The organism is Pseudomonas sp. ADAK13 (genome assembly GCF_012935715.1).
GTDB lineage: Bacteria > Pseudomonadota > Gammaproteobacteria > Pseudomonadales > Pseudomonadaceae > Aquipseudomonas.
Genome location: NZ_CP052860.1, coordinates 6,957,992 through 6,981,379, shown reverse-complemented (window position 1 = coordinate 6,981,379; position 23,388 = coordinate 6,957,992). Strand labels below are relative to the sequence as shown.

Genomic DNA, 23,388 nt, shown 5'->3' with positions numbered 1-23,388 from the left:
GGACAGCGCCGGTGTCGTGCACAGGAGACGTTCATGAAAGTTGGTGTGATTTCCGATACCCACGGCCTGCTCCGCGCCGAGGCCCTGGCCGCCCTGGAGGGGTGCGAGCAGATTGTTCACGCCGGGGATATCGGCAGCCCGGAAATTCTTGAGCTGCTGGCCTCGATTGCACCGTTGCATGTGGTGCGCGGCAATAACGACCTCGACGCGGCCTGGGCAGAGCATCTGGCTGATCGGTTGGATTTCGACCTGAATGGCTGGCGGGCGCTGCTGGTGCATGACATTGCCGATGTACCGAAGGCGCTTGATCCGGGCATCAGGCTGGTGATCACCGGCCATTCCCACACGCCATTGATCGAGTGGCACGGCGAGCGGCTGTATCTGAACCCCGGCAGTGCAGGGCGGCGGCGTTTCAAATTGCCGGTGACCCTGGCGTTGCTTGAGGTGCGCGAGAAATCCATCAAGCCGCGCCTGGTGTCGCTGGAGCCCAAGCGCTGAAGAACACCTGTGGCGAGGGGGCTTGTCCCCCGTTGGGTTGCGAAGCAACCCCAGCAAATTCAGCGAGTTTTTTCAGGTGTACCGGAGTTGCCTTATTGGGGCCGCTTCGCAGCCCAGCGGGGGACAAGCCCCCTCGCCACAGGGTTGCTTATCCTGCTTGGCCATTGTGTATAAACCAGAGGTAAGGATTTCAACTCCATGAGCGTATTAGTCGAAACCCGGGCGCTCACGCGGATGGACGAGCGCCGCCAGCTCCAACTGCTGCACCCGACGAACTTCCAGTTGCACCGCGCCGACCGCCTCTCCATCACCGGGTCATCCGGCTCCGGCAAAAGTGTGTTCCTGCGGGCGCTGGCCCTGCTCGATGCACCCACCTCCGGGGATATCCTCTGGAATGGGCAACCCATCGCCAACGTGCAGATCCCGCAGTACCGCAGCCGCATCAGCTACCTTTCCCAGCGTCCGGCGCTGATCGAGGGCAGCGTGGAAGACAATCTGCGTTTCCCCTACGGCCTCAAGGCCTTGCATCACCTGAGTTTCGACCCGCAGGCGGTCAATGCGCTGCTGGCCCACGCAGGAAAAGAGCCGGGCTTCCTGGCAAAAAATGCCGGGGATTTATCCGGCGGCGAGTCCCAGGTGGTGTCGCTGATCCGCACCCTGCAACTCAATCCCGATGTGCTGTTGCTGGACGAACCCACCGCCGCCCTCGACCCGGCCTCATCCCGGGAAGTCGAGGCGTTGATCAACGCCTGGGCCGAAGCGGACAAAGACCACGCCTATGTCTGGGTGTCCCACGACCTTGAGCAGGCGCAACGCATGAGCACCACCCGCCTGCACATGGACGCCGGCGTGCTGAAGAGGGCCGTGCAGCCATGAACTATCACGACCTGACGGCCCTGGACATGGCCATCGCCGCCTCGCTGATCCTGATCAACGGCGCGCTGTCACTGCTGTTGCGCCTGGGCCTGGAACGCCAACTGTTCTGGGCCGCCGTGCGCACGGTGGTGCAGTTGCTGGCAATCGGTTACCTGTTGGGCTGGGTCTTCGAATTCGCCTACTGGTACGTGGTGCTGCCGCTGATGTGCCTGATGACCCTGATCGCCGGCCTCTCGGCTGCCGGTCGCGGCAAGCGTACCTACGCCGGCCAGCGGGCCGACAGCATCGTGTCGGTGTGGGGCAGTTCGTGGCTGGTGACGGCCATCGGCCTGTTCGCGATCATCCGGATTCACCCGTGGTACGAGCCGCAGTATGCGATCCCGATCCTCGGCATGATTCTCGGCAATACCCTCACCGGCGTGTCCCTGGGGATTGAGCGCATGACCCAGGAACTGACCTCGGGGCGCAACACCATCGAGATGATCCTGGCCCTGGGTGGCTCACGTTGGGAAGCGGCCCAGGACTCGATTCGCCAGGCCGTGCGGGCCGGGATGATCCCGACCCTGAACCAGATGACGGTGGTAGGGATTGTCAGCCTGCCGGGGATGATGACCGGCCAGGTGCTGGCTGGGGAAAGCCCGGTGGACGCGGTGCGGTACCAGATCGTGATCATGTTTTTGATCGCCGCGTCGTCGGCGTTGGGCACGGTAGGTGCGGTATTGCTCACCTACCGGCGGTTGTTTTCTCCGGGGCATCGGTTTTTGCGTTATCGGCTTGAAGAGCGGGTGTGAGTTGGGTGGGGGCTTTTGTGTACATATCCGTTATTTGGGTAACGGCTACCTATGGTTTCGCTCTTACAGCGAGTCACTTTGCAAAAGCGGCAAAGTAACCAAAGCGCTCTGCCCCGCCTGTCGGCGCCTCGCTGTGGCTCGGCGTTCCCTCACTCCGGCATTGTTCCGCGGGCCGCCGCGACGGGGCGTCCCTGCCCCGTCGCGGCTAAACCGGCGTCCTGCCGGTTTACCCGCTCCTCAATCCCTGCGTTCGGCCTCGGGCTTATTGGGGCAGTCAGAGCCAGATCAAAATCAAAAGCAAGAGCACAGCGGCCTACAGGCCGGCTTGAGTGGTAGAAGCCAGATCAAAAGCCAAAGCGAAAACCAAATCTGAAACTGATGCAGCTCTGCTTTTCTGTGGGAGCTGGCTTGCCTGCGATGCAGACACCTCGGTTTTTCAGGTACACCCAGTTGATGCCATCGCAGGCAAGCCAGCTCCCACATTTGACCGTGCCCGCTGTAGATTTTGATCTTGATGTTGCCTTTGCTTCACACCACTCAAGCCGGCCTGTAGGCCGCTGTGCTGTTGATCTGCTTTTGATCTTGATCTTAGGCGCCCCGTTAAACCACGCTGGCCGAACGCAGGTAGTACGGAGCGGGTAAACCGGCAGGACGCCGGTTTAGCCGCGACGGGGCAGGGACGCCCCGTCGCGGCGGCCCGCGGAGTAATGCCGGAGTGAGGGCACACCGAGCCCAAGCGAGGTGCCGAGTGGTGGGGCAAGAGCGTTTTGCTTACTTTTGCGCTTTTCAAAAGTGAGCCGCTGTAAGAGCGGAACCAATCTCAGCCATCACCTAAATAACGGATATACACCCAGCCCATCCCCAAACACCCCCATCCACCAGCCAAATCGCCGCCGCTGTGATGCAGGGCCAGGTGGCGCGGGACAATATGTCCGAACACAGGAACGTCGGTTTGGATGGCCCGGCTCAATCACCCACGCCAAAATCCAGCAGCACCTTCATCGCCTGGCTCTTGTCCGCCGCCAGTTCAAAGGCCTGAACCGCCTCGCTGAACGGCACGGTATGGGAGATCACCGGGCGCACATCAATCACCTGGCGGTTGAGCAAATCCACCGCCTGGGCAAACTCCGAATGGAAGCGGAACGTGCCGCGCAAGTCGATCTCCCGGCTCACCAGCATATTAAGCGGCAGCGAGACTTCACCGCCCAACCCGACGGTCACCAGCACGCTGCGCGGGGCCATGCATTCGAGGCCGTTGCGCAGGGCCTGGGCGCTGCCGGAGACTTCGAACATCACGTCGAAGTAGCCTTTTTCGGCGGTGTAGCGCTTCAACGCGTCGGCGTCTTCCGCCAGGTTGTGGGTGCGGCTGGCACCCATTTTTTCGGCGCAGGCCAAGGGGCCGGCGGCCAGGTCCACTGCGACGATTTCTCCCGCACCCGCTGCCCGCAGGCTGCCGATCAACAGGTTGCCGATGGGGCCACAGCCGGTGACCAGCACCCGTTTGCCGAAGACCGCCCCGGCGCGCTGGATGGCGTGCAAACCCACGGATAACGGCTCGGCCATCGCACCTTCGGCAAGGCTGACATGATCGGCCAGCAGGTGCGCCTGGTGGGTCTCGATCACCAGGCTTTGCTGAAACGCACCTTGCACGTGGGGAAAGGGCATCGCACTGCCGTAAAAGCGCATGTTCAGGCAATGATTCGGCAGCCCTTGATGGCAATAACGGCAGCCGCCACAAGGCCGCGACGGCGAGACCGACAAGCGTTGGCCCACCGTGAAGGGTCCGTCTTCACGGCCCACGGCCTCGATCACCGCCGACACTTCGTGGCCCAGCACCATCGGCTCGCGCAGGCGCACGGTGCCGAAGCCGCCGTGCTGGTAGTAATGCAGGTCCGAGCCGCAAATCCCGCCCCGGGCAATGCGCACCCGCAGTTGGTCGGGGGCGAGTGCCCGGGGTTCGGTTTGCGGTTCTACCCGCAGGTCTTTTGAGGCATGGCAGACGATAGCGTGCATGAAGTTCTCCGGGTTACAGCGAGGCGGTGATGCCACCGTCCACGTACAGGATATGACCGTTGACGAAGCTCGCCGCGTCGCTGGCCAGGAACACCGCAGCGCCGGCCAGTTCGGCCACGTCACCCCAGCGTCGGCTCGGCGTGCGTTGCACCAGCCAGTCGCTGAACTCGGGGTTGGCCACCAGGTTGGCGTTCAGTTCGGTCTTGAAGTAGCCGGGGCCGATGCCATTGACCGTCAGCCCGTGGGGGCCCCAATCGATGGCCATGCCTTTGGTGAGCATCTTCAGCGCGCCTTTGCTGGCGGCGTACGGCGCGATGCCCGGGCGGCCCAATTCGCTTTGCACCGAGCAGATATTGATGATGCGCCCGCGCTTGCGCGGGATCATCGCCCGGGCCACGGCCTGGCCGACCAGGAAGGCGCTGTCGAGGTTGGTGCTCATCAACTCGCGCCAGTGGGTTTCGCTGTAGTCCTCCAGCGGCCCGCGCCGTTGCATGCCGGCGTTGTTCACGAGGATGTCCAGCGGGCCCAGGCGCTCTTCGATATCCGCCACGGCGGCCAGCACCGCCGCGCCGTCGGTGACGTCGAACGCCTGGGTGTGCACCTCAAGGTCTTCCGCCGCCAGCAATGCGGCGCTGTCACGCAAGGTGCTGCGGTTGCGCCCGTTTAGCACCACCCTTGCACCGGCCTGGGCCAGGCCACGGGCAATGGCCAGGCCGATACCGGCGCTGGAGCCGGTAATCAACGCCAGGCGGCCGTCGAGGCGGAAGTTGTCTAAAACGCTTTGCATGGGTCGATCTCCTAAAGCTTCACACCACCAACGACAGCAGCATGATGAATCCCAGGGCGGCGAAGGAGAGCACGGTCTCCATCAGCGTCCAGGTCTTGAATGTCTCGACGACGGTCATGTTGAAGTACTGCTTGACCAGCCAGAACCCGGCGTCGTTGACATGGGACAGCACCAGCGAACCGGCGCCTGTGGCGAGCACCAGCAGCTCCCGGTTGACCCCGGGCATCAAGCCGATCACCGGCGCGACAATCCCGGCGCCAGTGATGGTTGCCACGGTGGCCGAGCCGGTCGCCACGCGAATCACCGCTGCTACCAGCCACGCCAGCAGAATCGGTGAGATCTCGGCGCGCACCGCCATGTGCCCGATCACGTCGCCCACGCCGCTGGCCACCAGCATCTGTTTGAAACCACCGCCGGCGCCGACGATCAGCACGATGGCAGCGGTGGGTGCGAGGCTCGAATCCAGCAGCTTGCTCAGTTGCTCCCGGGAAAATCCACGGGCGGCCCCAAAGGTATAGAACGCCAGGAGCAAGGCGGCGAGGAGGGCGGTGATCGGGTGGCCGATCAGGTCCATCCACACGCGGAAGGTGCTGTCAGCGGCAAACGCCACATCGGCGAAGGTCTTGAGCAGCATCAGGAATACCGGCAGCAGGATCGTGGTCACGGTGATGCCGAAACCCGGCAGGTTCTCGCCGGAGGATTCCTTGGCCAGTTGCTCCATCAATTCCGGGGACGGGCTGCCCGGCACGTAGCGTGAGATCAGGTTGCCGAACAGCGGCCCGGCGATGATTGCCGTGGGCAGGCCGACCACCAGCCCGTAGAAAATCGTCTTGCCGATATCCGCGCCGAAGATCCCGATGGCCAGCAACGGCCCCGGGTGCGGCGGCACCAGGCCGTGCACCACCGACAACCCGGCCAGCAGCGGCATGCCGATCTTGATCAGCGACAGCCCGGTACGCCGGGCCACGATGAACACCAGGGGAATCAACAGCACAAAGCCGATTTCAAAAAACAGCGGGATGCCCACCAGGAACGCGGAAAACATCATCGCCCAGTGCACCCGCTGTTTGCCGAAAGCGCGGATCAGCGTGCGGGCAATCTGGTCGGCGCCACCGGAATCCGCCATCAGCTTGCCGAGCATGGTGCCCAGGCCGAGGATGATCCCGACAAACCCCAGCACTCCGCCAAAGCCGTCCTGGAACGCTTTCATGACCTTGTCCACCGGCATGCCGGAGGTCAGGCCGAGAAAACCGGCGGCGAGGGTCAGGGCGACGAAGGGGTGAACCTTGAAATGGGTGATCAACAATATCAATCCGATAATCGTGACCAGCGCGTCCAGCAGCAGATAGGTGTCGTTAGCCATGCCGAGCATGGTGCCTCCTTGTTCTCATTGTTATAGGCCAAACCCTGTCATATCGTGTATGACGGGCCTTACTTCACCGCAGCCCGGGTTCAGCGTCCAATTTTTATTTGTGATCGGGTGATCAAAAACCGTGATAACCGGAGCCTCCTGATGGAACTCAAGCACCTGCGCGCTTTCGTCGTGCTCGCCCAGGAACTGCATTTCGGCCGGGCTGCCGTGCAGCTGTCGATCGTGCAACCGGCCTTGAGCATGCAGATCAAATTGCTCGAAGACGGCCTGGGCGTGCGCCTGCTCGACCGCAACCGGCACTCGGTGACGCTGACCGAAGCCGGGCGGGTGTTTCTGCCCGAAGCCCAGGCCACGCTGCACCAGGCCGCCCGCGCCGCCGATGCTGCCCGGGCGTCGAACCGTGGGGAGATCGGCCGGGTGCGCCTGGGGTTTGTCTCGTCGGTGTTGCCGGAATTGCTGCCGGGGTTGATTCGCGCGGTGCATCAGCGCTACCCGCGCATTGAACTGGAGCTCAAGGACATGCCCGGCCCGGACCAGGCGGCGGCGTTGAAAAACGGCCAGCTGGATTTTGGCCTGATGCGCTTGCCGGCGGCCTATCCCGGCGTGCACACCCGGGCGGTGCTGCAAGAAAGCTTTGTGGTGGCCTTGCCCAGCGATCATCCGTTGGCGGCACAGCACGTCATCCAGCCAGACGACTTGCTCAAGGTCCCGGTGTTCATCCTGGCCCGGCGCTATGCCCCGGGGTTCTACGACGAGTTCGTTCAGGCCGTGGGCGTGCCCCTGGAAATCGCCTCTGAACTTGGGGAGTTCACCACCATGCTGGCGCTGGTCTCGGCCGGGCTGGGCGTCGGTGTGCTGCCGTTGCAGGCCGCCCGGGCGCTGCCGGCCAATTGTGTGTCCCGGCACCTGCAGCTGGGTGCGTTCCAGGCCAGGACCGGCCTGGCCTGGACCGAACTCGACAGCGCGGTAAAAACCACCTTGTTCAACCTGATCGACGAGTTGTTTGGCGAGTGATTGTTTCACCGGGTGAAATGCTGGATTGCAAAAGCTGGCTATTCTGTTGCATGCCGTAGCGGCGGAAGATAGCGCCATCGACCCGATCACCGGGTCGAGTTCCTGGCACACCGCGGAGCCTGTCATGATCAAACTCTACCAATACCCATTGTCCGGCCATTCCCACCGGGTCCAATTGATGCTGTCGCTGCTGGGCGTACCGGCCGAGTTGGTGCTGGTCGACCTGAAGCAAGGCGCACACAAAACCCCCGAGTTCCTGGCCACCCTCAACAGTTTCGGCCAGGTGCCGGTGATCGATGACAACGGTGTGGTGCTGGCGGACTCCAACGCGATCCTGGTGTACCTCGCCGGCCACTATGGCAACACCCAGTGGCTGCCGACCGAGCCCCTGGCTCTGGCCCGGGTGCAGCGCTGGCTCTCGGCCGCAGCGGGGCCACTGCACGCCGGCCCGGCTGCCGCCCGATTGGTCACGGTGTTTGGCGCGGCGCTGGATGCCGAGGCAGCCATCAGCCGCTCCCATGCCTTCCTCAATGTGGTGGAGCAACAGTTGGCGCAGAGCCGCTTCCTGACCGGCGACCTGCCGTCGATTGCCGATATCGCGCACTACACCTACATCGCCCATGCGCCGGAAGGTAACGTCGCGCTGAACGACTACCCGCACATTCGTGCCTGGCTGGGCAGCATCGAGGCGCTGCCGGGGTTTGTCGGCATGCAACGCACGGCCGTAGGTTTAACAAAGGATTAAAGGTTTTTGTGGCGAGGGAGCTTGCTGTGGTAAGGGAGCTTGCTGTGGCGAGGGAGCTTGCTCCCGCTGGAGTGCGCAGCGCTCCCAAGATTTTGGGGCCGCTTCGCAGCCCAGCGGGAGCAAGCTCCCTCGCCACAACCGCTCCCAAACCACAGGTTTGGTGCATGACATTCGATTAAAGGGGACCCATGGACCGTTTCCAGGAAATGCAGATTTTCCTCGCTGTTGCCGAAGAGCAGGGCTTTGCGGTGGCGGCCCGGCGCCTGAATATCTCGCCCCCCAGCGTGACCCGCGCGATCGCCGCGATGGAGGCGCGTATCGGCACGCAGTTACTGTCGCGCACCACCCGCAGCCTGCACCTGAGCGAGGCCGGCCAGCGTTACCTGGACGATTGCCGACGCATCCTCGCCGAACTGACGGAGGCCGAAGAGTCTGCCGCCGGCAGCTTCTCGGTGCCGTGGGGACACCTGACGGTCACCGCGCCGGTGTTGTTCGGCGAGTTGTTTGTCGCGCCGGTCCTGGGGGAATACCTGGACCTGTTTGCCCAGGTCAACATCAACGCCTTGCTGGTGGACCGCGTGGTCAACATGACCGACGAAGGCGTGGATGTGGCCGTGCGCATCGGGCATTTGCAGGAAACCGGCCAGCAGGCGATCAAGGTCGGCGAGGTGCGCCGCGTGGTCTGCGCCGCGCCGGCGTACCTTGAACGGCACGGCCGGCCGCTGCACCCCGGGCAACTGCGAGAGGCGAAGATTGTCACGTCGTCTTCCAGCCAATTGGTCAGCGATTGGCAGTTCATCGAAGGCGGCCAGCCGCTGAACGTGGCCGTTGATCCACGCCTGGTAGTCACCGCCAACAACGCAGCCATCAACCTGGCGCGCCTGGGCTGGGGCGTCACGCGGGTGCTGTCCTATCAGGTGGCCAGCGATGTGCGTGCCGGCGCACTGGAAATCATCCTGCAAGAGTTCGAGCCACCGGCATTGCCGATCCACGTGGTGTTCCAGAACAGCGCCCGGGTACCGGCGAAGGTCAACACCTTCGTGGACTTCCTGGTCAGTCGGCTGGGGCAGGATGCAGCGCTCAACCCCGCGATGCAGTGGCCTGCCTGATGGACCGCTATCGCGACATGCAGATTTTCCAGGCGCTGTCCCGCCAGCCGAGCCTGGCGGCGGCGGCCCGTGGCCTGGGCATTTCGGGGCCCACGGTGATCCGCGCGATTGCCCGTCTGGAGGCGCGCTTGCGCGTGCAATTACTGGAGCGCAGCACCCGGGGCATTCGCCTCACCGAGGCGGGCGTGAGGTTCATGGCGGACTGCTCGCGGATCCTTGACGGCGTGAGCGCCGCCGAAGCCTCTGCCAAGGGCGCGCACGTGCAGGCAGAGGGCAATCTGCGGGTGTTTTTCCCGTTTCTGTTCAGCCGTTATGTGATGGCGCCGCTGTTGGCCGACTACCTGGAGCGCTATCCCGGGGTCCGGGTGTTTGCCCACTACCACGATCATTTTCCGAACCTGAATGAAGACGGCTTGGACGTAGCGGTGGTCGTGGGAGAACTGCCTGGATCATCCCTGATCGCGAGGCCTGTGGGCCATGTGCGCAACATCGTCTGCGCCAGCCCCGGCTATCTGCACACCCATGGCGAACCGCTGCAACCCGAGGCGCTCAAGCAGCATCGGCTGGTCGCAACCCAGGCGTATTCGGATTGGGTGCAATGGGACTTCCAAGGCACCAGCATCAAGGCCCGGGCGCGCCTCGGCTGCACCACGGTGCAGGGCGCGATCAATGCGGCGGTGCAGGGTGCCGGGTTGATCCGTTGCCTGAGTTATCCGGTTCACGAGCACGTGTCCGGCGGCCAATTGCGTCGGGTATTGCAGGCCTATGAACCGCCGCCGCTGCCGGTGCATGTGGTCTACCGCGAAGGGCGCAACGCGTCGATGCGGGTGCGCAGTTTTGTTGATTTTTGCGTGGCGGCATTGCGTGAACAACCGGCGTTTCATCCACCGAGGGCTTGAGCATGAATCATCTGGACGCGTCTCCCGTATCGCCATGGCATGCCGGCGAACGGCAACTGCAGCAAAGTGCCGGCGTGGCCGAGCGCATGGAGGTGATTGGCGCCAAGGTCATACGTGATCATTTGCCGGAACAGCATCGGGCGTTTTATGAGTTGTTGCCCTATCTGGTGGTGGGTGCCGTGGATAATCAGGGGCTGCCCTGGGCCACGCTGCTGGAAGGCTCGCCGGGGTTTGTCCACTCGCCCGATCCTTACCGTTTACGCATCGACAGCCAGCCTGCCGTGGGTGACCCCGCCGCGGCCGGTTTGAAGAGTGGCGCGGCCGTGGGGCTGTTGGGCATCGATCTGAACACGCGGCGGCGCAACCGCATGAACGGAGTCGTGGCTTCGGCGGGCGCCGATGGTTTTGCCGTGGAGGTGGTGCACACCTTTGGCAACTGCCCGAAGTACATTCAGCTGCGTGCGGTGGACCCGGGTGCCCAGGGGCGGCGCCTGGCCCAAGGCGCCGTGCAGCGCGCCCATTCACTCGATGACGCCGACCGGGCGGTGATTCGCAATGCCGACACCTTCTTCGTCGCCAGCTATGTGGACCTGGAGGGCGATGCGGCCAAGCGTTCGGTGGACGTTTCACACCGGGGTGGCAATACCGGGTTTGTGCGGGTGGACGGTGATGTACTGACGATTCCCGACTTTACCGGCAACTCGTTTTTCAACACCTTGGGCAATTTGCAGCTCAACCCGGTGGCGGGGTTGTTGTTCGTGGATTTTGCTTCGGGTGATGTGTTGCAGGTTGCTGGGCGTGCCGAGGTGATTCTGGGCGGGGCGGAGTTGGCCACGTTCGAGGGCGCGGAGCGGTTGTGGCGGGTGACCGTGGAGCAGGTGGTACGGCGGGAGGCGGCGTTGGCGTTGCGTTGGCAGTTCGAGGGTTTTTCTCCGTACAGCCTGCCGTTGGGGCCCTGGAAAGCCTGAGAGGCGCTGCCGAGCCACTCGTGCGACTGAGTTAAAACTCAATTGCGCGGGAGGCGGTGTTTGGTGCCGGGGAATGACGTAATACTTCGTCGGGATTTTGCCTGCCCAATGATGGGCTGTACCGAGGTTTCCCAATGAATGCACCAAGCCGCCTTGCGCTGCTGATCACCGCCACTGCTGCCCTCAGCGCTTGTGGTGAGTCCTCCAAACTGCCGTTTCAGGCCGGTGTGGGGCCAAGCCCGCAACTGCCCGAACCCACCACCTCGCTGATCCCGACGCTCAAGGTGTCCAAGGCCGTGGGCTGGCCGGAACATGCCCAGCCCAAGGCACCCGAGGGATTCACGGTGACGGCGCTGGCCGCAGACCTTGACCACCCGCGCTGGGTGTACACCTTGCCCAACGGTGACGTACTGGTCGCCGAGAGTAACCATCCGCCCATGCCTGAAGGTGCCACCGACGGCGGCACTGGTCTGCTCGCCTGGGCGCGTCGTACGGCGATGGGGTTTGTGATGGGCCGGGTGGGCGCCGATGCGCCGAGTGCTGATCGCATTACCCTGCTGCGGGACGCCGATGGCGATGGGCATGCCGAGGTGAAAAGCCTTTTTCTCAGTGGTCTGACCTCGCCGTTCGGCATGGCATTGGTGGGGGATGAGTTGTATATCGGGAATGCCGATGCGGTGGTCAAGGTGCCTTATGTGCGGGGGCAGACTCACATTGATGCTGTCCCGGCGAAGGTCACCGATCTGCCGGCCGGGATCAATCATCACTGGACCAAAAACGTTCTCGCCAATCCTCAGGGCACCAGGCTTTACGTGACCGTGGGGTCCAACAGCAATGTGGGTGAGAACGGGCTTGAAGCCGAGGACGGGCGTGCGGCGATCTGGGAGGTGGACCTTGGCAGTGGCCAGAAACGGCTGTTTGCCAGTGGGTTGCGTAACCCCAATGGTCTGGCGTGGAAGCCTGGCTCTACGCAATTGTGGACGGTGGTCAACGAGCGGGATGAGATTGGCAGTGACCTGGTGCCGGATTACCTGACGTCGGTGCAGGATGGCGCGTTCTACGGTTGGCCGTGGAGTTATTACGGTGCGCATGTCGATAGCCGGGTGCAGCCGCCGCGGCCGGACAAGGTGGCCCAGGCGATTGCGCCGGACTATGCGCTGGGGACGCATGTTGCGCCGTTGGGGTTGACCTTTTCTGATGCGCGGGGGATGCCTGCTGCGTTCGCTGATGGGGTGTTTGTGGGGGAGCATGGGTCCTGGAACCGTAATCCGCAGGCGGGGTACAAGGTGGTGTTTATTCCGTTCAAGGACGGTAAGCCTGCGGGGACGCCTGTTGATTTTCTGACCGGGTTTTTGAATGGCGATGGGGAAGCTCAGGGGCGTCCGGTGGGGGTGACGCTGGACGGGCAGGGTGCGTTGCTGGTGGCGGATGATGTGGGGAACACGGTGTGGCGGGTGGCGGGGGTGAAGCCCTAAGGTTTTGCTGATGTTGGGGGTATATCCGTTATTTTTGTTATGGCGGGTATGGGTTCCGCTCTTACAGCGGGTCACTTTTGAAAGGAGCCCAAAAGTAACCAAAAGGCTCTTGCCCCACCACTCGGCACCTCGCTTGGGCTCGGTGTGCCCTCACTCCGGCATTACTCCACGGGCCGCCGCGACGGGGCGTCCCTGCCCCGTCGCGGCTAAACCGGCGTCCTGCCGGTTTACCCGCTCCGTACTACCTGCGTTCGGCCAGCGTGGTTTAACGGGGCGCCTAAGATCAAGATCAAAAGCAGATCAACAGCACAGCGGCCTACAGGCCGGCTTGAGTGGTGTGAAGCAAAGGCAAAATCAAAATCTAAAGCCAGAGCGGGCACGGTCAAATGTGGGAGCTGGCTTGCCTGCGATGGCATCAACTGGGTGTACCTGAAAAACCGAGGTGTCTGCATCGCAGGCAAGCCAGCTCCCACAGAAAAGCAGAGCCGCAGCAGTTTCAGATTTGGTTTTCGCTTTGGCTTTTGCTCTGGCTTCTACCACTCAAGCCGGCCTGTAGGCCGCTGTGCTCTTGCTTTTGATCTTGATCTTGATCTTGATCTGGCTCTGACTGCCCCAATAAGCCCGAGGCCGAACGCAGGTATTGAGGAGCGGGTAAACCGGCAGGACGCCGGTTTAGCCGCGACGGGGCAGGGACGCCCCGTCGCGGCGGCCCGCGGAGCAATGCCGGAGTGAGGGAACACCGAGCCTAGGCGAGGTGCCGACAGGCGGGGCAGAGCCCTTTGCTTACTTTGGGGCTTTTCCAAAGTGAGTCGCTGTAAGAGCGAAACCATAGGAGGCCGTGACCGAAGAAACGGATATGCCCCCCGCCCTCGACCCCGCCCCATCAGCCCCCACATCCCACCCCCCACCCAACGCCGTATACAAATTCACCTCCGCCACCAACTGCGCCAACCGGTCAACAATCAACGCCTGCTGCGAATTGAACAACGACCGCTGCGCATCCAGAAACACCAGATTACTGTCCACCCCACTGCGATACCGGTGCTGCGCCAGGTCGTAATACTTCTGGTTGGCCCGAACAAAATCCCGCTGCGCCGCCAGTTGATCGTTGTACGTTTGCCGCGCCGCCAGCCCATTCGAGACCTCCTGAAACGCGGTCTGAATCGACTTCTCATACTGCGCAACAAGGATGTTCTTCTGGATCTTCGCGTAATCCAGGCTGGCCCGCAGGCTGCCCGCATTGAAGATCGGCAGGTTGATCTGCGGCTGAAACGCCCAACTCCCCGAGCCCCCCTGGAACAACCCCGACAAGTCCTTGCTGGAAGTGCCCGCGTTGGCCGTCAGCGTGACCGACGGAAAAAACGCCGCCCGCGCCGCGCCAATGTTGGCGTTGCCCGCCTGAAGCTGGTACTCCGCCTGGACAATATCGGGCCGCCGTTGCAGCAGGTCCGACGGCAACCCGGCCGGCACCCGGGCCACCAGGTCGTCGGACAGTGGTTGTGCCGGCAGCGAATCCGGCACCGGCCCACCCACCAGCAACGCCAGGCTGTTGAGGTCCTGGGCGACCTGGCGCTGATAGCGGGCGATGCTCGCCCGCGTACTCTCGACGCTGGTCTGGGCCTGGATCACGTCGATCGACGTCGCCTTGCCTGCGGTCTTGCTGCGGGCGGTGAGGCGCAGGCTGTGTTCGTCCGAGGCCAGCGTCTGTTGGGCCAGGGCCAGCAGTTCCTGGTCGGCGCGCCAGGTCAGGTAGGCGTTGGCAACGTTGGCCACCAGGCTCAGTTGCGCACTGCGCCGGGCCTCTTCCGTGGCCAGGTATTGCAACATCGCCTGTTCACTGAGGCTGCGCACGCGGCCGAAAAAATCCAGCTCGTAGGCACTCACGCCGAGCGTCGCCGAATAGGTGGAGGTGATTGCGGACTTGCCGGTACCGGTGGCGCGTCGGGGGACTTTTTGCCGGTTTTCGGCCGCCGTGGCAGACACCGCCGGGAACAGGTCCGCGCGCTGGATACGGTATTGCGCCTGGAACGCTTCGACGTTCAGCGCCGCCACCCGCAGGTCACGGTTGTTGACCAGCGCCTGGCCAATCAACTGCCGCATCACCGGGTCACGGAATAACTGTTGCCAGTCGGGCCCGGCGACCGAAGGGCCCACTTTGTCAGCGTTGTACTGCGGGTATTGCGCCGGCGTGGGCGCCTCGGGCCGCTGGTAATCCGGGATCAGCGAACACCCGCCAAGCACGCACACCACACCGAGCATGAGTTTTTTCATCACGCGCCAACCATCCATTTGGCCAGGCCATGCCGGCCACTGACACCCAGTTTGGCCGCCGCGCGCTTGAGGTAGGTTTCGATGGAGCTGTTTTTCACGCTGAGCTTCTCGGCCATCTGCGGCACGGTCCCACCGGTCAACAACCCCAGGCAAACCTCTTGCTCCCGCGCCGACAAGGTGATGTCACTGAGTGACAGGCGTTTATAGAATTCGCGCTGCAATTGCGACTGCTCCAACGGGGTTTTAGAGGGCTCGGGCGCCACCAGCGGTAGTTGGCGGTTGATCTGCGCGTGGCGCTCCATCAACGGCAGCAAGGTCTCCGAAAGGCTCTTGAGAAACGACAGCTCGGCCAGGGAAAAGGCGCGTTGGGTGTGGGGCCGATAGAACGAAATCACGCAGCGCCGATTGGCCTGGCGCGAGACCAGGTTGCACTGGTGGGAGGTGCCGCGGGCGTGGGTGCTGTTGGCCTTGGCATTCATCTGGATCAGCAGCGGGTCGTTCATGCCGAGCATTTTTTTCAGCAGCGGATGGTCGTCGCGGTGATGCAGGGTGCGCGGTGGTGGCAAGTCCTGCTTCAACCCATCGCTGCCAAGTAACTTGATATCGAGCACACAGGCCTGGTGCTCGTCGAGGGTCCATTCACTGAGGTCCACCAGGTGCACCGGCACCAGCTTGTCGACCAGTTGCAGCATGTTCGCCGCAAAGTGTTCAGTGCCGGTACTGGAAATCAACTCCCCCAACTCGAAATAAAAATGCGGACTTTCCACATTCCGAATACTGCTGGTCAGACTCATAGCCATCTCATCCTTGATGTCGAAAACCGTCAACGGTTGCCCCGTACGTGTGCAGGCCTCCCGTTCTCCTTGAACCTGGGTCGGTGCTCGAGGCTTTATTTAGCCACGGGGATTTGTCCTACGTATGTAGCGGAAACGAGGGACACAACCTGCCATAAAAAACGCGCCATTATTTCGTCATGTCTGACAGTGAAATATGGCGAGGGGGTGCGCTTCGAGTATTTTAGAGTTTATTAACTATTTGATATAAAACAGTTTTATTGGATTTTTTGAAATTCGTCGGCAGTCAGGCATCGGCCAGATGTAGCCAATCTCCTACATTCATTTAATCGTTTCAGCACTGAACCATCAGCCAACCCCGGCGCGGTACCCGGCTGTCCGGGTTTCGGGTGACATACGGGCCTTGGGGGCGATGCTTAAATTCCATTGATTTCGCCTCAATGGGGCGTTGTGCGCCTTATCGACACCTCACATGAGAAGGATCTTATGACGTTTTTCCCCCTGACCGCCGCCCAGCGGGATATCTGGCTGGACCAACTGCGCCTCGGCGATTCGCCGCTGTACAACATCGGCGGTTATGTCGACCTCACAGGCCCGGTGAACCCCGAATTGATCCAGCGTGCCATTGAACTACTGGTGGCCAGGCACGATGCGTTGCGTACGGTGTTGCAGGTGGCGGCCGATGGTTTTCCCCGACAGGCGTTTGCCGAGGTGATGGCGGTATCGGTGCCGCAGCATGACTTCTCGCGGTTGCCCGATCCCCAGGCTGCCGCCCAGGCCTTGCTGCAGGAGCAAATGGCCCGGGCCTATAGCCTGGTGGATGAGCCGTTGTTCCGCTTCTTCCTGGTCAAGCTCGATGACCTGCATTACCGCCTCGGCACCCAGGCCCACCACCTGATTCTCGACGGCTGGGGCTTCGGCCAGATGCTGCAATCCCTGGCCGGTATCTACAGCGCCCTGGAGCAGGGCCGGCAACCGGACCTGTCGGCGCCGTCGTATATCGACTTCATCGACAGCGATGAACAGTATCGCGAGTCGCCCCGTTACGCCCGGGACCGCCGCTACTGGCTGGACAAATACCGGGTTCTGCCCGAGCCGCTGCTGACCCCCCGTTATCAGGCCAGGGGCCTGGCGCCGAGCAACACCCTGGTGGCGCCATTTCCGGCGGCGCTGCTCAACCGCATGGCGCGTGTGGCGAACCGTTACCAGGCCTCCGCGTTTCATGTGTTACTGGCCGCCCTGTACCTGTACTTCAGCCGCACCGGCCAGCGCCAGGAGTGGGTAGTGGGGCTGCCGATCCTCAACCGTTCCAATGCGCAGTTTCGTTCGACCCTGGGGCTGTTCACCCAGGTCAGTGCGGTGCGTTTGCAGTTCAGCGAAGACATGCCTTTCAGCGCGTTGGTGCGCGGTGTGCGGGACCAGCTCAAGCAGGATTTCCGGCACCAGCGCTTCCCGCTGAGCGAGATGAATCGCGAGCTGGGTTTGCTGCGCGCCGACCGTGGCCAACTGTTCGACCTGTCGGTGTCCTATGAACAGGACGACCATGAATTCCGCTACGGCCAGGCATCGGCCCGGGCGATCAAGGTGTCGAACCACCATGAGCCATTGCCCCTGGCGATTCACTTGCGCAGCAATCGCTACCACGACACGGCGTGCCTGCATTGCGTCTACAACGAGGCGTATTTCCAGCCGCACGAGGTGCAGGCCCTGGCCGAACGCCTGGTGTATGTGCTGGAGCAGGGGCTGGAAAATACCGAACTGACCCTGGCGGATTTCTCCCTGGTAACGCCTGAGGAAACCGCGCAGTTGCAACGCTGGAACGCCTCCGCCCAGGCGTATCCTGCCGCGCAGACGCTGCACGGGCGTATCGAAGCCCAGGCCGCGCTGGCTCCGCAGGCGGTGGCAGCGGTGTATCAAGACCGGCGCCTGACGTATGACGAGTTGAATCAACGGGCCAATGCCCTGGCTCATCAGCTGCGGGGGCTGGGGGTGAAGCCGGACGACCGTGTGGCGATCGTCGCCCGGCGCGGCCTGGAAACGCTGGTGGGGTTGCTGGGGATTCTCAAGTCCGGCGCCTGCTATGTCCCGATAGACCCGGCCTATCCCGCTGAGCGCCTGAACTACTTGCTTAATGACAGCGCGCCGGTGGCGGTGCTGACGCAGACGGAGTTGCTGGCGCGCTTGCCGGTATTGCAGGTGCCGGTCATCCACTTGGACCAGGCCACGGCCCGGTCGGCGAGCAACCCGCAGGTGGCGATGACACCCGCCAACCTCGCGTATGTGATCTACACCTCGGGTTCCACCGGCCTGCCCAAAGGCGTGATGGTGGAACACCACACCGTGGCCAACCTGGTGGACTGGCATTGCCAGGCCTTCGACATGCACCCAGGCAGCCACACCGCCAGCGTGGCCGGTTTCGGTTTTGATGCGATGGCCTGGGAAGTCTGGCCGGCGCTGTGCGTGGGCGCGACCCTGCACCTGCCGCCGGCCCACGACGGCGCCGAAGACATCGACGAGCTGCTGGACTGGTGGCGCGCTCAACCGCTGGACGTGTGCTTCCTGCCCACGCCGGTGGCCGAGTATGCGTTCAGCCAGAACATCGAACACCCGACCCTGCGCACCTTGCTGATTGGTGGCGACCGCCTGCGCCAGTTCAACAATGCCCGCGGTTTTGCTGTGATCAACAACTACGGTCCCACCGAAGCCACGGTGGTTGCCACCTCAGGGCTCGTAGAGGTCGGGCAGCCGCTGCACATCGGCAAGCCCATCGCGAATGCCACGGTCTATCTGCTGGATGAGCGGCAAAGAGCAGTGCCCATCGGTGTCGCGGGCGAGTTGTACGTTGGCGGCAAAGGCGTGGCCCGGGGGTATCTGAATCGCCCGGAAATGACCGCTGAACGTTTCCTCGATGATCCTTTCAGCCCTGGCCGTATGTACCGCACCGGCGACCTGGCGCGCTGGTTGCCGGACGGCAATATCGAGTACCTGGGCCGCAACGACGACCAGGTAAAAATCCGTGGTGTGCGTATCGAACTGGGTGAAATCGAATCCGCTGTGGCCGGTTATGAGGGCGTCACTGAAGCCGTGGTCCAGGTACGGGACGGGCAACTGCTGGCCTGGTTTACCCAACACACCGCGGTGGAGATCCATTCGCTACGTGCCTGGCTGCAATCGCGACTGCCGGATTACATGGTACCGCTCGCTTACGTAAAGCTGGACGCGTTACCGCTGACCGCCAACGGCAAGCTCGACCGCAAGGCCTTGCCCGCGCCCGGTGCAGAGGCGTTTGTCAGCCGAACCTACGAGGCTCCACAAGGCGCCATGGAAAACACCCTGGCGCAGATCTGGGCCGAGGTGCTGCACGTCGAACAAGTGGGGCGCCATGATCATTTCTTCGAGCTGGGCGGCCATTCGTTGTTGGCGGTCCAGTTGGTGCAGCGCATGCGCCAGGCCGGGTTGCAGGCGGATGTGCAGGTGCTGTTCGGCCAGCCGACATTGGCCGCGCTGGCGGCAGCGGTCGGCGACGGCGCGGGCTTCGATGTGCCGCAAAACCGTGTTCCTTCGGGCTGCACGACGATCACCCCGGACCTGCTGACGCTGGCCGAGCTGGACCAGCCGACGATCGAGCGTATCGTCGCCGCCACTCCCGGCGGCGCCCCCAATGTGCAAGAGATCTATCCGCTGGCGCCGTTGCAGGAGGGCTTGCTGTATCACCACATCACCGACGAGCGCGATCCCTACCAGCAACACGCAATGTTCAGCTTCGCCCGCCGTGACCAACTGGATGCCTTCGCCCAGGCGCTGCAACAGGTGATCGACCGCCATGACATCTTGCGCACCAGCCTGGTATGGGATGCCCTTGAGCAACCGATGCAAGTGGTGTGGCGCGAGGCACGCCTGCGCGTGGAACCGGTGAGCCTTGAGGGTGATTCAATCGTCGAGCAACTGCGCGAGCGTCAGCGCCCGCTGGATTTGCGCAAGGCCCCACTGATGGCCCTGGACTACGTTGAAGACCCGCTGAACCGGCGCTGGGTGGGCATGCTGCGCTTCCATCATCTGGTGAATGACGCCACGTCGACCCAGGTGCTGATGGCGGAAATCCAGGCGCACCTGCAAGGCCAGCAACAGCAACTGCCGGAACCGGTGCCCTATCGCAATGTGGTCGCCCAGACCCGTTCACCGGCACGCCAGGCCGCGCACGAGGCATTCTTCCGCGAGCGGCTGGCGGACGTCGACGAGCCGACCCTGGCCTTCGGCTTGCAGGAACGCCAGGCGGATCGCCACGAGACCGAAGAAGCCCATGTGCTGCTGCCCGACAGCCTTGGCCAGTTACTGCGTGAGCAGGCCCGCAGCCTGGGCGTCAGCGCGGCGAGCCTGTTTCACTTGGCGTGGGCCCAGGTACTGGGGCGCGTTTCGGGGCGTGACGACGTGGTGTTCGGCACCGTATTGCTGGGGCGTTTGCAGGCCGGCGAAGGTGCGGACCGTGCCCTGGGCATGTTCATCAACACCTTGCCGCTGCGGGTAAGCCTGGCCGGATTAACGGTGCGCGAGGCGATCAAGGAGACGCAGCAGCAACTGAGCGCCTTGCTCGCCCATGAGCAAGCCTCGCTGGCGTTGGCCCAGCGTTGCAGCGGCGTCACACCGCTGTTCAACAGCCTGCTGAATTACCGGCATGCCTCGGCCGAGGCGTTGCAGGAGCTGCAGCCCGGCATCGAATTGCTCAGCAGTGAAGACATCCTCAGCTACCCGCTGATGCTGTCGGTGGACGACCTCGGCAGCGGTTTCCGGCTCAAGGCCAAGGCACCGCGCAAGGTCGGCGCGCAACGCCTGCTGGATTACCTGGGCACGGTGTTGTCGGGCTTGGTGGAAACGCCCGAAGCGCCGCTGTTCGAGGTGCAGGTGCTGCCCGCGACCGAACTGCAACAGCAACTGGTGGATTTCAACGCCACCGAAACCGATTACCCCGAGGAGCTGACCGTTCACGCCCTGTTCGAAGCCCATGCCCGGCACACCCCCCACGCGGTGGCGGTGCAGGCCGGCGAGCACCAGCTGACCTACCGTCAGCTCAACGAACGCGCCAACCGCCTGGCCTATCACCTGCGTGAGCGCGGGGTGCAGCCGGACTCGCGCGTGGCGCTGTGTGTCGAACGCGGGCTGGACCTGGTGGTGGGGTTGCTGGCCATCCTCAAGGCCGGCGGCGCCTATGTGCCGCTGGACCCGGGTTACCCCCGCGAGCGCCTCGCTTACATGCTGCAGGACAGCGCGCCGGTAGCGTTACTGGTGCACGGCGCGACCCGCGAGTTGCCGGGGGAAGTGTCGATACCGGTGATCGACTTCGACCACTGCGCCTGGCACCAGGCGCCCGAGGGCAATCCTTTGGTGCCCGGCTTGAGCGTCGGCAACCTGGCGTACGTGATGTACACCTCCGGCTCCACCGGCACGCCCAAAGGGGTGATGATCGAACACCGTGGCCTGGGCAACCTCATGCACTGGGGTTCGCAACTGTGCCCGAATGCCGAGGGTGGCGCGTTGTTGCAGCGGGCGCCGTTCAGCTTTGACGGTTCGGTGTGGGAGCTGTTCTGGCCGCTGACCAATGGCATGCGCCTGGTCCTGGCACGCCCCGATGGTCACCGCGAGCCGGCGTATCTGGCGCAGGTGATTCGTGAGCAACAGATCAGTGTGATCAAGTTTGTGCCGGCGATGTTGCAGCAATTTCTGGAGCTGGAAGAGTCTGCGCTTTGCACCAGCCTCACCGACGTTTTATGCGGTGGCGGGGAACTGACCGAGGCCTTGGCCCGTGGAGTTCAGGCACGGTTGCCCAAGGTGCGCTTGCACAACGTCTATGGACCCACCGAGGCCACGGTAGACAGCAGCGCCTGGACCCTGGAACCGGGAGCGCCGGTGCCTGCGGTGCAGTTGCCGATTGGGCGGGCCATCAACAATACCCGGCTGTATGTGCTGGACGAGCACGACCGGCCGGTGCCGATGGGATGCAGCGGGCAATTGCACATCGGCGGCGTTGGCGTGGCCCGTGGGTATCTGGGGTTGGCGCAAATGACGGCCGAGCGGTTTATCGATAGCCCGTTTGTGGCGGGGGACCGGTTGTATCGCACCGGGGATCTGGTGCGGTATTTGCCGGGCGGGAATCTGGAATTCCTGGGGCGTAATGACTTCCAGGTGAAACTGCGCGGGGTGCGGCTGGAGCTGGGAGAAGTTGAGGCGCGGTTGGCGGCGCACCCTGCGTTGCGGGAGGTGGCGGTGTTGATTCGGGATGAGCGGTTGGTCGCCTATTTCACGGTTCGTGAGACGGTGCCGAGTCTTGAAGCGTTGCGGGTTTACATGGTGGAGGGGTTGCCGGAGTACATGGTGCCTTCGGCGTTTGTGCGGATGGAGGCGTGGCCGCTTAATCCGGCGGGGAAGCTGGATCGCAAGGGGTTGCCTGAGCCTGGGGTGGAGGCTGTTTTGAGTCGCGCCTATGAGCCGCCGTTGGGGGAGGTGGAGACGGTGATTGCGGGGGTGTGGGCGCAGGTGCTGAAGCTGGACCGGGTAGGGCGCCGGGATCATTTTTTGAGTTGGGGGCATTCGTTGTTGGCCGTGGGGGTGGTGGCGCGGATGCGTAAGGCGGGGTTGGAGGTGGATGCTCGCTCGTTGTTCAGTCAGCCGACGGTGGTGGGGTTGGCGGGGGTTGTGGGGAGGCGGGTGGAGCGGGTGGAGGTGGTGCCTTCTGTGGGGATTCCGCAGTTGGGGCGGCGGCGCAGGATTTGAGCTTTTACCGTGTACATATCCGTTTCTGCGGTAACGGCGGCTATGGGTTCCGCTCTTACAGCGGGTCACTTTGGAAAAGCCCCAAAGTAACCAAAGGGCTCTGCCCCGCCTGTCGGCACCTCGCCTAGGCTCGGTGTTCCCTCACTCCGGCGATGCTCCGCGGGCCGCCGCGATGGGCCATCCTTGGCCCAGCGCGGCTAAACCGGCGTCCTGCCGGTTTACCCGCTCCGCACCACCTGCGTTCGGCCTCGGGCTTATTGGGGCAGTCAGAGCCAGATCAAGATCAAAAGCAAGAGCACAGCGGCCTACAGGCCGGCTTGAGTGGTAGAGGCCAGAGCAAAAGCCAAAGCGAAAACAGAGCTGCTTTTCTGTGGGAGCTGGCTTGCCTGCGATGCAGACACCTCGGTTTTTCAGGTACACCCAGTTGATGCCATCGCAGGCAAGCCAGCTCCCACATTTGACCGTGCCCGCTCTGGCTTTAGATTTTGATTTTGCCTTTGCTTCACACCACTCAAGCCGGCCTGTAGGCCGCTGTGCTGTTGATCTGCTTTTGATCTTGATCTTAGGCGCCCCGTTAAACCACGCTGGCCGAACGCAGGTAGTACGGAGCGGGTAAACCGGCAGGACGCCGGTTTAGCCGCGACGGGGCAGGGACGCCCCGTCGCGGCGGCCCGCGGAGTAATGCCGGAGTGAGGGCACACCGAGCATTAGCGAGGTGCCGAGTGGTGGGGCAAGAGCGTTTTGCTTACTTTTGCGCTTTTCAAAAGTGAGCCGCTGTAAGAGCGGAACCGATATCAGCCATCACCCAAAAAACGGATATGCACGCTCCAAAAAATACGAAAGTTCCCCACCCCCATCCCCTTTGTCCCCGCTTCCCATGTCACCCCCCACCCCCCGAATCCTCTAATTTCCCAACCCTGCGGGAAGCCTCCCGGCCTTTGACCGCGCCCGCGCTTTAAACCGGGCCTCCCAGGCACTTACGCGACAGCTGAAAACGGACTTTCTCCTCAA

Annotated in this window: 15 protein-coding genes; 10 read left to right on the top strand and 5 right to left on the bottom strand. The window is 63.1% G+C overall.

Translation table 11 applies throughout. The features are described from left to right. Positions 1-33 precede the first annotated feature (33 nt). The 3 genes from HKK54_RS32180 to HKK54_RS32170 all read left to right on the top strand — a co-directional run bounded on the left by HKK54_RS32180 (position 34) and on the right by HKK54_RS32170 (position 2,165). On the top strand, positions 34-498 hold the full coding sequence (locus HKK54_RS32180) for a metallophosphoesterase family protein (protein ID WP_169389091.1): 465 nt from the start codon (positions 34-36) through the stop codon (positions 496-498). Positions 499-696: 198 nt separating this feature from the next. After that, positions 697-1,374, top strand: a complete 678-nt coding sequence (locus HKK54_RS32175) for an ABC transporter ATP-binding protein (RefSeq protein WP_169389090.1) — start codon at positions 697-699, stop codon at positions 1,372-1,374. Next, positions 1,371-2,165 carry an ABC transporter permease gene (locus HKK54_RS32170; RefSeq protein ID WP_169389089.1) on the top strand — a complete coding sequence of 265 codons (795 nt, stop codon included), beginning with the start codon at positions 1,371-1,373 and terminating at the stop codon, positions 2,163-2,165. Before HKK54_RS32175 ends, HKK54_RS32170 begins: the two co-directional genes overlap by 4 nt. 966 nt (positions 2,166-3,131) lie before the next feature. Here the strand turns inward: HKK54_RS32170 and HKK54_RS32165 are convergent. From HKK54_RS32165 to HKK54_RS32155, 3 genes are read right to left on the bottom strand one after another with little or no spacing between them, the layout of a single operon-like run. Further along, positions 3,132-4,178, bottom strand: coding sequence for an L-idonate 5-dehydrogenase (locus HKK54_RS32165; RefSeq protein WP_169389088.1), 1,047 nt, complete (start codon positions 4,176-4,178; stop codon positions 3,132-3,134). A 13-nt stretch (positions 4,179-4,191) separates the two neighbouring features. Continuing rightward, the gene (locus HKK54_RS32160; RefSeq protein WP_169389087.1) at positions 4,192-4,965 is read right to left on the bottom strand and encodes a glucose 1-dehydrogenase; all 774 of its coding nucleotides are present in this window, start codon (positions 4,963-4,965) and stop codon (positions 4,192-4,194) included. Between the two features lie 19 nt (positions 4,966-4,984). Beyond that, positions 4,985-6,337: a GntP family permease gene (locus HKK54_RS32155; protein ID WP_169389086.1), complete on the bottom strand. Its 1,353-nt coding sequence runs from the start codon at positions 6,335-6,337 to the stop codon at positions 4,985-4,987. A 141-nt stretch (positions 6,338-6,478) separates the two neighbouring features. On the opposite strand from HKK54_RS32155, the gene HKK54_RS32150 reads away from it, so the two are divergent. The 6 genes from HKK54_RS32150 (at position 6,479) to HKK54_RS32125 (ending at position 12,547) form a co-directional block, all read left to right on the top strand. Then, complete coding sequence (locus HKK54_RS32150; protein WP_169389085.1) at positions 6,479-7,351, top strand: LysR family transcriptional regulator; 873 nt, start codon at positions 6,479-6,481, stop codon at positions 7,349-7,351. 124 nt (positions 7,352-7,475) lie between these two features. Next, positions 7,476-8,096 carry a glutathione S-transferase family protein gene (locus HKK54_RS32145; RefSeq protein ID WP_169389084.1) on the top strand — a complete coding sequence of 207 codons (621 nt, stop codon included), beginning with the start codon at positions 7,476-7,478 and terminating at the stop codon, positions 8,094-8,096. A 188-nt stretch (positions 8,097-8,284) separates the two neighbouring features. Next, complete coding sequence (locus HKK54_RS32140; RefSeq protein ID WP_169389083.1) at positions 8,285-9,205, top strand: LysR family transcriptional regulator; 921 nt, start codon at positions 8,285-8,287, stop codon at positions 9,203-9,205. Continuing rightward, a complete protein-coding gene (locus HKK54_RS32135) occupies positions 9,205-10,104 on the top strand; it encodes a LysR family transcriptional regulator (RefSeq protein ID WP_169389082.1) in 900 nt (299 codons plus the stop codon). Before HKK54_RS32140 ends, HKK54_RS32135 begins: the two co-directional genes overlap by 1 nt. Before the next feature lie 2 nt (positions 10,105-10,106). Next, positions 10,107-11,072 (top strand): pyridoxamine 5'-phosphate oxidase family protein, encoded by a 966-nt coding sequence (locus HKK54_RS32130; RefSeq protein WP_169389081.1) that lies wholly within the window; start codon positions 10,107-10,109, stop codon positions 11,070-11,072. A gap of 134 nt (positions 11,073-11,206) precedes the next feature. Then, a complete protein-coding gene (locus HKK54_RS32125) occupies positions 11,207-12,547 on the top strand; it encodes a PQQ-dependent sugar dehydrogenase (protein WP_169389080.1) in 1,341 nt (446 codons plus the stop codon). Between the two features lie 783 nt (positions 12,548-13,330). On the opposite strand, the gene HKK54_RS32120 is transcribed toward HKK54_RS32125, so the two are convergent. Both HKK54_RS32120 and HKK54_RS32115 read right to left on the bottom strand, forming a co-directional pair. After that, entirely contained in the window at positions 13,331-14,818 is a 1,488-nt protein-coding gene (locus HKK54_RS32120) for an efflux transporter outer membrane subunit (RefSeq protein ID WP_237151036.1), read from the bottom strand. Beyond that, positions 14,818-15,612: a helix-turn-helix transcriptional regulator gene (locus HKK54_RS32115; RefSeq protein ID WP_010167166.1), complete on the bottom strand. Its 795-nt coding sequence runs from the start codon at positions 15,610-15,612 to the stop codon at positions 14,818-14,820. The genes HKK54_RS32120 and HKK54_RS32115 overlap by 1 nt, the downstream gene beginning before the upstream one ends. A gap of 486 nt (positions 15,613-16,098) precedes the next feature. On the opposite strand from HKK54_RS32115, the gene HKK54_RS32110 reads away from it, so the two are divergent. Beyond that, a complete protein-coding gene (locus HKK54_RS32110; RefSeq protein ID WP_169389079.1) occupies positions 16,099-22,377 on the top strand; it encodes a non-ribosomal peptide synthetase in 6,279 nt (2,092 codons plus the stop codon). Positions 22,378-23,388: the final 1,011 nt, after the last annotated feature.